This is a genomic window from Zoogloea oleivorans (assembly GCF_008107625.1).
Classification (GTDB): domain Bacteria; phylum Pseudomonadota; class Gammaproteobacteria; order Burkholderiales; family Rhodocyclaceae; genus Zoogloea; species Zoogloea oleivorans.
Window position 1 is genome coordinate 123,041 of the sequence record NZ_SDKK01000015.1, and the last position, 7,684, is coordinate 130,724.

At 66.3% G+C, this 7,684-nt stretch carries 9 protein-coding genes; 2 read left to right on the forward strand and 7 right to left on the reverse strand.

Annotation, left to right across the window (positions count from 1 at the left end; genetic code table 11):
• Positions 1-45: 45 nt before the first annotated feature.
• Positions 46-1,920: a potassium transporter Kup gene (locus tag ETQ85_RS16375; RefSeq protein WP_148580152.1), complete on the forward strand. Its 1,875-nt coding sequence runs from the start codon at positions 46-48 to the stop codon at positions 1,918-1,920.
• A gap of 6 nt (positions 1,921-1,926) precedes the next feature.
• Here the strand turns inward: ETQ85_RS16375 and ETQ85_RS16380 are convergent, their stop codons facing one another.
• Both ETQ85_RS16380 and ETQ85_RS16385 read right to left on the reverse strand, forming a co-directional pair.
• Entirely contained in the window at positions 1,927-2,493 is a 567-nt protein-coding gene (locus tag ETQ85_RS16380) for a hypothetical protein (protein ID WP_148580153.1), read from the reverse strand.
• A gap of 83 nt (positions 2,494-2,576) precedes the next feature.
• Entirely contained in the window at positions 2,577-4,037 is a 1,461-nt protein-coding gene (locus ETQ85_RS16385) for an aminotransferase-like domain-containing protein (RefSeq protein ID WP_222862192.1), read from the reverse strand.
• A 174-nt stretch (positions 4,038-4,211) separates the two neighbouring features.
• Here ETQ85_RS16385 and ETQ85_RS16390 point away from each other — a divergent pair, with 174 nt between their 5' ends.
• Positions 4,212-4,601, forward strand: coding sequence for a hypothetical protein (locus ETQ85_RS16390; protein WP_148580154.1), 390 nt, complete (start codon positions 4,212-4,214; stop codon positions 4,599-4,601).
• A gap of 1 nt (position 4,602) precedes the next feature.
• Here ETQ85_RS16390 and ETQ85_RS16395 read toward each other — a convergent pair whose 3' ends face one another.
• The 5 genes from ETQ85_RS16395 to ETQ85_RS16415 all read right to left on the reverse strand — a co-directional run.
• On the reverse strand, positions 4,603-4,836 hold the full coding sequence (locus ETQ85_RS16395) for a hypothetical protein (protein WP_148580155.1): 234 nt from the start codon (positions 4,834-4,836) through the stop codon (positions 4,603-4,605).
• Between the two features lie 132 nt (positions 4,837-4,968).
• Entirely contained in the window at positions 4,969-5,415 is a 447-nt protein-coding gene (locus ETQ85_RS16400) for a nuclear transport factor 2 family protein (protein WP_148580156.1), read from the reverse strand.
• Entirely contained in the window at positions 5,412-6,203 is a 792-nt protein-coding gene (locus tag ETQ85_RS16405; RefSeq protein ID WP_246128793.1) for an SDR family NAD(P)-dependent oxidoreductase, read from the reverse strand. The genes ETQ85_RS16400 and ETQ85_RS16405 overlap by 4 nt, the downstream gene beginning before the upstream one ends.
• A gap of 2 nt (positions 6,204-6,205) precedes the next feature.
• Positions 6,206-6,733, reverse strand: a complete 528-nt coding sequence (locus ETQ85_RS16410; RefSeq protein ID WP_148580157.1) for a DUF3833 domain-containing protein — start codon at positions 6,731-6,733, stop codon at positions 6,206-6,208.
• Positions 6,730-7,684: MFS transporter (locus ETQ85_RS16415; RefSeq protein WP_246128790.1), on the reverse strand; the 955-nt coding region annotated here is incomplete at its 5' end. The genes ETQ85_RS16410 and ETQ85_RS16415, both read right to left, overlap by 4 nt.

The following is a 7,684-nucleotide window of genomic DNA, read 5'->3' on the forward strand; positions in this document are numbered from 1 at the left end:
CAGACTGCGCCCCGTCGCCCCCAATAACCACGAAAGAACAAGCCCGTGTCCAGCGAGCATTCCCGCAAAACCCTTGCCCCGGTGGTGGTGGCCGCCATCGGCGTCGTCTTCGGCGACATTGGCACCAGCCCCCTGTATGCCCTGAAGGAAATCTTCAACGGGCACCACCCCATTCCCGTCACCCCGGACAACATCCTCGGCATCCTGTCGATGATCTTCTGGTCGATCATGGCGCTGGTCACCCTCAAGTATGTGAGCGTGATCATGCGTGCCGACAACCGCGGCGAGGGCGGCTCGCTGGCGCTGCTGTCGCTCATCACCGAAAACTCGCGCAACCGGGTCGTCACCTGGGCCATTTCGCTGCTCGGCATTTTTGCCGCCGCGCTGTTCTACGGCGACAGCATGATCACCCCGGCCATTTCCGTCCTGTCGGCGGTCGAAGGCCTACAGATCATCTCCCCCGACTTCAAGCGCTTCGTCATCCCCATCACGCTGGCCATCCTGACCGTCCTGTTCTTCATCCAGAAGCGCGGCACCGGCGTCGTCGGGCTGTTTTTCGGGCCGGTGATGGTCGGCTGGTTCGGCGTGCTCGGGGTACTCGGTGTCATGGAAATCGCCCGTCACCCGGAAGTGCTGGCGGCCCTCAGCCCGCTCTACGCGATCCACTTCATCGGCAACCATACCGGGCTGGCCTTCCTGGCCCTCGGCTCGGTGGTGCTGGCCGTCACCGGCGGCGAGGCGCTGTACACCGACATGGGGCACTTCGGGCGCTACCCGATCCGCCTCGCCTGGTTCGGCTTCGTGATGCCGGCGCTGGTGCTCAACTACTTCGGCCAGGGCGCCCTGCTCCTCAACGAACCCGGCGCCATCGAGAGCCCCTTCTTTCACCTCGGCCCCCACTGGGCGATGGTGCCGATGGTGATTCTCGCCACGCTGGCCACCGTCATCGCCTCCCAGGCGGTCATCTCGGGCGCCTTCTCGGTGGCCCGGCAGGCGGTGCAGATGGGCTTTCTGCCGCGCATGCTGATCGTCCACACCTCCGGCAAGGAGCAGGGCCAGATCTACGTGCCCTTCACCAACTGGACGCTCTACCTGGCCGTCGTGGCGCTGGTGATCGGCTTCAAGAATTCGTCAAACCTGGCGGCCGCCTACGGCATCGCCGTCACCGGCACGATGCTCATCGACACCGTCCTGGTGGCCTTCGTGATGGTCCTGCTGTGGCGCTGGCATTGGCTCAAGGTTGTCCTCGTCGCCGGTGCCTTCCTGGCGGTGGACATCGCCTTCTTCGCCGCCAACGCGCTGAAAATCCCCGAAGGCGGCTGGTTCCCGATCGCCATGGCGCTGGTCTCGTTCACCGTGCTCACCACCTGGCGCCGCGGCCGCCGGCTGGTGCGCCGGGAGCTGGCCAAGCAGGGCATTCCGATGCAGGCCTTTCTCAGGACCCTCTGCGACGATGTGCATCGGGTGAGCGGCACCGCCGTCTTCATGACCAGCGCCAAGGAAGGCGTGCCGGCGGCCCTGCTCCACAACCTCAAGCACAACCAGGTCCTGCACGAACGCGTTGCGCTGGTGACCGTCGAAACCACCGACACACCCCACGTCAATGAATTCGACCGCATCTACCTGCACCGCATGGACAAGGGCTTTTTGCGCATCATCATCCGCTACGGCTTCATGGAAGACCCGGACATTCCCCAGGCCCTCGAAACCTGCCGGCGCTTCGGCGAGCCCTTCGACATGATGGAAACCACCTTCTTCGTGTCCCGTGAAACGGTGATCCCCGGCGTGGTCGGGCGCAACATCAACCCGTGGCGGGCGCGGCTGTTCTCGATCATGTCGAAAAACGCCACCAGCGCCACCGACTTCTTCAAGATTCCGAACAACCGGGTGGTCGAGATGGGCACCCAGCTGGTGATCTGAGGCGGATCAGCGAATCGTCAGCCTGCCCAGCCAGCGGCTGGCCGGGTCGATGTCGCTGCGGTCGGCGGGCGGATAGGGCGGAATGGTCGAGTCGGCAGGCGGCGCGCCGATCAGGTTGAGGTCCACCGCCTGGGCGGTGCCGACGATTCCGGCCTCAGTGATCGCCATCCGGTAATACAGGCCGTTCCACAATTTCGCGCCGAACTCGGCCTGCGACTTGTGCAGGAAGAGCAGCGAATGCTCCAGCCAGGCCAGATCATCGACGGTCACCGAGGCCGGATGACGGTGGGGATAGGGCACGTGGCACATCACCTCGCGCCCCTCCAGGCACTTGAACTCCTTCATGGACAGGAAGAAGTCCTTGAAGCGGGCATGATCGAGGGAGATGACAAAGGCCGTCCGCCGCCCCTCGGGGCGAAAGGTGACGGTACCGATCGGTATGGCCTGACCGTCCTGGCTGTGGAGGGAGATCGTCTTCGTTCCGGCCAGCTCCCAGGCGCTCGCCGACAGCGGCAGGGCCAGTGCGCCCAGGGCGGCCGCCCAGCGGACCCTGCGCAGTAAAAATCCATCCATCGCCGTACCTCCCCGTTTTGCCGTGCCCGACAAGGCACCACGTTTACAGTCGATTGCGGGCGCCGCCCTTCGTTCCCTGCGCCTCAATCCAGCCCCGCCGCGACAATTTGCGCCAGCCGCGTCAAGGCCGTCTCGATGCGTTCCGAAAAGGGCGCGCCACAACTGATGCGCAGGCAGTGATCGAAGCGCCCGGCGTTGGAGAACATCATTCCCGGCGCCACCCGGATGCCCTCCTGCAACGCGGTGTTGAAGACTTCGCTGGACGAACGCCGCCCCGGCATCTCCACCCACAACAGCATGCCCCCGGTGGGCATGTTGAGGCGCGTGCCAGCCGGAAAATGCGCCGCAATGGCCTCGGCCGTGCGTTCCCGCTGGGCCTTCAACTGACGGCGCAGGCGCACCAGGTGGCGGTCGTAGGCGCTGCTGCCCATGAACTCGGCGATGGCGATCTGCGCCAGCGCATCGTTGGGCCGGCTCTGGGCATGCTTGAGCATGCGGATGCGGGCCTGCCAGCGGCCGCCGATCATCCAGCCGACGCGCATGCCCGGCGCCAGGGTCTTGTGCAGCGAGCCGCAGTGGATCACGTTGCCGCTGCGGTCCCAGGCCTTGCAGCTTTTCAGCGGCAGATCGTCGTCGCTGAGGGCACCGTAGATGTCGTCCTCCACCAGCGCCACCTGATGGCCCTCGCACAGCGCAACCAGGCGTGCCTTCTCGGCGTCGGGCATCACGCAGCCCAGCGGATTCTGGAAGTTGGGCACCACCACCACCGCCTTGATCCGCGCGTGGGTCTGAAAGGCCAGCTCGAGCGCCTCCACCGACATGCCGCGGCTCGGGCTGGTGGGAATTTCGAGGGTGCGCAGGCCAAGGCTTTCGATGACCTGCAGCAGGCCGAAATAGGTCGGAGACTCCACCGCGATGACGTCGCCGGGCTGGGCCACCGCCCGCAAGGCCAGGTTGATCGCCTCGGTACAGCCGTGGGTAACCAGGATTTCGTCAGCCGTCGGGCTCATCCCTGCCGCCATCGCCCGCCGCGCCAGCACGGCCCGGAACCCCGGATCGCCCTGCGGCGGCACCGGGCTCACCAGCACCTCGGGGTGCCGGCGCAGGGCGCGCAAGGCGGCGTTCTTGAGGGCTTCCTGGGGATAGGCCTCGGGGGCGCCAAACGCCAGCGCCAGGTTGGTGACCACCGGGTAGCGCTCGCACTTGGCAACAAAATCCGAAACCCGGTCGTGAATGCCGCTATAGGGCGCCGGGTCGGGCGCCATGGCCGCCGCACCGGGCTCCGGCTCGCTCACCGCCTGCAGCGCCACGCGCCGGGGCTTGAGCACGAAATAGCCGGAACGCGGGCGGGCTTCGAGCAGGCCCTCGTCCTCCAGGCTGCGGCAGGCCTGCAGCGCGGTGGACAGGCTCACCTGGTGCAAGCGCATCAGGGCCCGCACCGAAGGCAGGCGCTCGCCCGGCGCCAGCACGCCGGAGCGAATCGCCCGCCGGTAATGGCCGGCGACACGCAGGTAGAGAAGGTCTTCCATGATTACGCTGTCCATTGCGCCATGATCCCCAATGCCAGGCCATCGCCACAGGTACAGATTGGCGCAAAGCAGACCATAACAGCAACCAAAAACCCTCACTGCAGCGATACAGAAAGCCCGACGCTGTGCCTGTTGCCCGATCGGACGGCGCCTTAGGCTGGAGCCATCGTCACTGCGGAGCCCTCCACCATGGAAAACACCACCCGGAACACTGAAACCCGCCTCCGCCTCAAGGCCGGAGAGACGCAGCTACAGCATGCCCTTGCCGGCACACTGATCCTGGTGCAGGACGGGAGCGTATGGCAGGAAAGCGCACCCCGCTGGCTGGGAGAGGAAATGCACGTGACGCGCCAGCGCCTCGAGGCGGGCAGTTGCCTGCGCGTGGAGGAAACCGGCTGGACGCGCCTGACGGCGGAACGGGATTGCGCGCTGGCGTGGATTACTTTGGCGGACGAGCCGGGCCTGCTGGCCTTGCTGCTTACCCGCCTGCGCCGGCGGCACGTTCGGGAAAATCGCCGGCTGGCTGAAGAGGTGAAGCGCCTGAGGATGCTGCTGGAAAAACGCGAAAACTGCCGATGAGTTAACGTGCAGCGAGGCCGTGGCCGCCGTCGATATCCCATTCGGCGAGGATTTCGGCGGCCTGGCAGGCCATGTCGGGGTCGTCGAAACCTTCACGGGACGGAACGCGGACAAAGGTACGCACGGGGCTGCCGTTCTTCATCAGATCGTACCAGCCGTCCCATTTGGGTTCGGCACCACGCCGCGGCATGGCGTAGGGATGAAAGGCAAAATCACCGTGGGCGTGCATTGTCATTTTTTTATCTCCTGTGCGACATACGGCTTGATTCTAGTGGCCGCGACAAAAGACAAAGTTAAACATCATCACATCCGGGGCTCGCGAATCAATTTGTCACATACGGGAAACAGATCGCCCGCGCCAGCCCCGCTACGACGCCCCCAGACGACGGCGCAAAAAGCGCATCAGCCCCCCCAGCAGCGGCAGACGGGCGAACAGTTCCTCGCCGGTATCCCAGTAGTCCCGGTGTTCCGTCACCCGCCCGTCCGGCGCCAGGCGCAAATGCGTGGCGCCGCGCACGAGCTGAACCTCCGACTCCCGCCAACCCTGGAAACGAAAGCGGAACTCCCACGCCAGCCAGGCCTCGGCGCCCTCCCCCATGGATGACGTCACACTGAAGCGCGGCTCGTGCACCTGCCGATACATGTGGCGAAAAACGTTTTCGATGGCGGCCAGCCCCTGCACCTCGTTGAACGGGTCCTTGAAGCGGGCATCGGGGGCATACACCTCGCCGATGCAGGCCAGGCTTTGCGGCGACAGGGTTTCGTAGAACGCGACCACCCGCGCCAGCCCGGCAGCGTGCTGCGCGCCGCTCACAGGCCGGTGCCCCGGGCAATCAGCTTGAAATACACCCGGTCCGGCAACAAGCGCAGCAGCTTGAGGACACGCGTGAAACGCTGCGGAAAATGGATCTCGAAAGCCCCCCCGGCAAAACCGCGGACGATGCGCGCGGCGGCGTTCTCGGCGGAAATCAGGGCCGGCATCTCGAAATCGTTCTGGGCGGTCAGGGCGGTGGCGACGAAGCCCGGGTTGATGATAAAGACCGACACGCCCTTCGGCGCCAGGTCGAGGTACAGGGTTTCGGCAAAGTTGATCAGCGCCGCCTTGCTCGGCCCGTAGGCCAGCGCCTTGGGCAGGCCCCGGTAGCCGGCCACGCTGCCGACGATGGCAATCGCCCCGTGCCCCTGCAGAATCAGCTGGGGCACCACCGCGGCCACCCCGTCCATCACCCCGAGCAAATTGGTATGCACCGTCTGGCGGGCGGTATCGGTGGTCAGGTCCCAGGCGCGCAGCGGCGTGTAGGTGCCGGCATTCAGGATGATCAGGTCGAGCCCGCCCCAGGCATCGAGAATCTGCATCATGGCCGGCGTGAAGGCGCCCGCGTCGGTGACGTCGAGGGGCAGCACGATGGCGTCCCGGAAGGTCGCCGCCAGATCCCGCAGGGCCGCCGCATTGCGCGCCGACAGGGCCAGCCGCGCGCCCCGCGCGTCAAGCTCGACGGCCAGCGCCGCGCCAATGCCGCTGGATGCACCGACGATCCACACCCGCCGGCCATGCCAGTCGGTGATCGGGGTATTCAGGGAGTCGAACCAGCCCATGCCCATGCTCACTCGCGCTTGCGAAAGCTCAGGGAGACTTCGCCGAGGCGGAAGCCGAACTTGCTCATCACCGAACGGTTGAGCATCACCCGGTCGTCCATCAGGAACATCCAGTCGTCGAAGTCCACGTTGTACACCTTGCCGTCCACCGGCAGGGCCATCACATACTTCCAGCGTAGTGCATTGCCGCGCGCTTCGCCGCTGGCCTCGCCGACCACGTCGTCGGCACGGCCGCTGTAATGGTTGGCATCCAGCTTGGTCACCGTCCAGACCCGGCGCTGGGTACTGCCGTCGGAATACGTGAAGCGCTCGTCCAGCGTGCCCACCGGCCCCTTCCAGCTGGCCTCGATGACTACGTGAAAGCGCTTCACGACCTTGCCGGAACGATCCTGGAACATGCCGTCGGCGTCGAGGGTGCCGTTGAAGTAGCGGCTCAGGTCGAGCTCGGGCTTCTCGGCGGCATAGTCCGACACCTCCACCGACGCACAACCGGCCAGGGTCAACAAACCGGCCAGCGCCACTGCGATCTTGCTCATGGTGATACCTCCGTTTCGATCCGCCCCCGCAAAGCCCACAGGGCCGCGGCGGCAAACAACTTCAAGATGAGTGGCAACAGCGCATACACCGCCGACAGCCCCGCCAGCGCAGCGGCCTCGCGGGCACCCGGCGCATACCCCAGCCAGCCCAGCAGCGGCAGCGACAAGCCCGCCGCCAGTGCCAGATTGGCCTTGGTGACAAAGGTCCACCAGCCAAAGCAGGCCCCGGCGCCCGGCCCCGCGTTCTTCGCCAGCAGGTCGGCAAGGAGCGCCGGCGGCAGGGCCAGATCGGCCCCCAGCGCCAGCCCGGACAACACGCAGATCGCACCGAAGGCCAGCGCATCGCCGGGTCCGATGAAACCGGCCCAGGCAAACACGGCCACGGCCAGCCCCATGCCGGCCAGCCACGCCCTGAGCTTGCCGATGCGCCGCGCCAGCATCACCCACAAGGGCAGGCCAGCCGCGCCAGCGAGAAAATAGACGCCCAAAAAAGCGCCGGACAGATCGCTGCGCCGAACCACGTCGGCAACGAAGAACAGCACCGTTGATGCGGGTATCGCCGCGGCGATGCCATTCAGCGCAAAAACGCCCAGCAGCGCCGCAAAAGCCCGGTCGCGCAGCGCCCCGCGCAAGGCTGGCCAGGGCAGTTCCGAACCGGCGGCCCGGCGCAGTCCGGCCGGTACCCCGACCAGACTCAACAGGGCCGCGATCGCCACCAAGGGCACGAACAGCCAGCCGACCCGACCGAGGCCTGTGCTCATTTCAGCCGCCAGCACGGCCGGCAGCGCCGCCGCCAGCACCACCCCGAGCAGGCCGAAGCCCTCGCGGCTGGCCACCAGGCGGGTACGGCTATCGGCGTCATGGCCCAGCTCGGCGCCCCAGGCTGCATAGTTGATTGTCGCTACCGAATAGGCAAAGGAGATCAGCACCAGCAGCGCCGCCAGCCACATG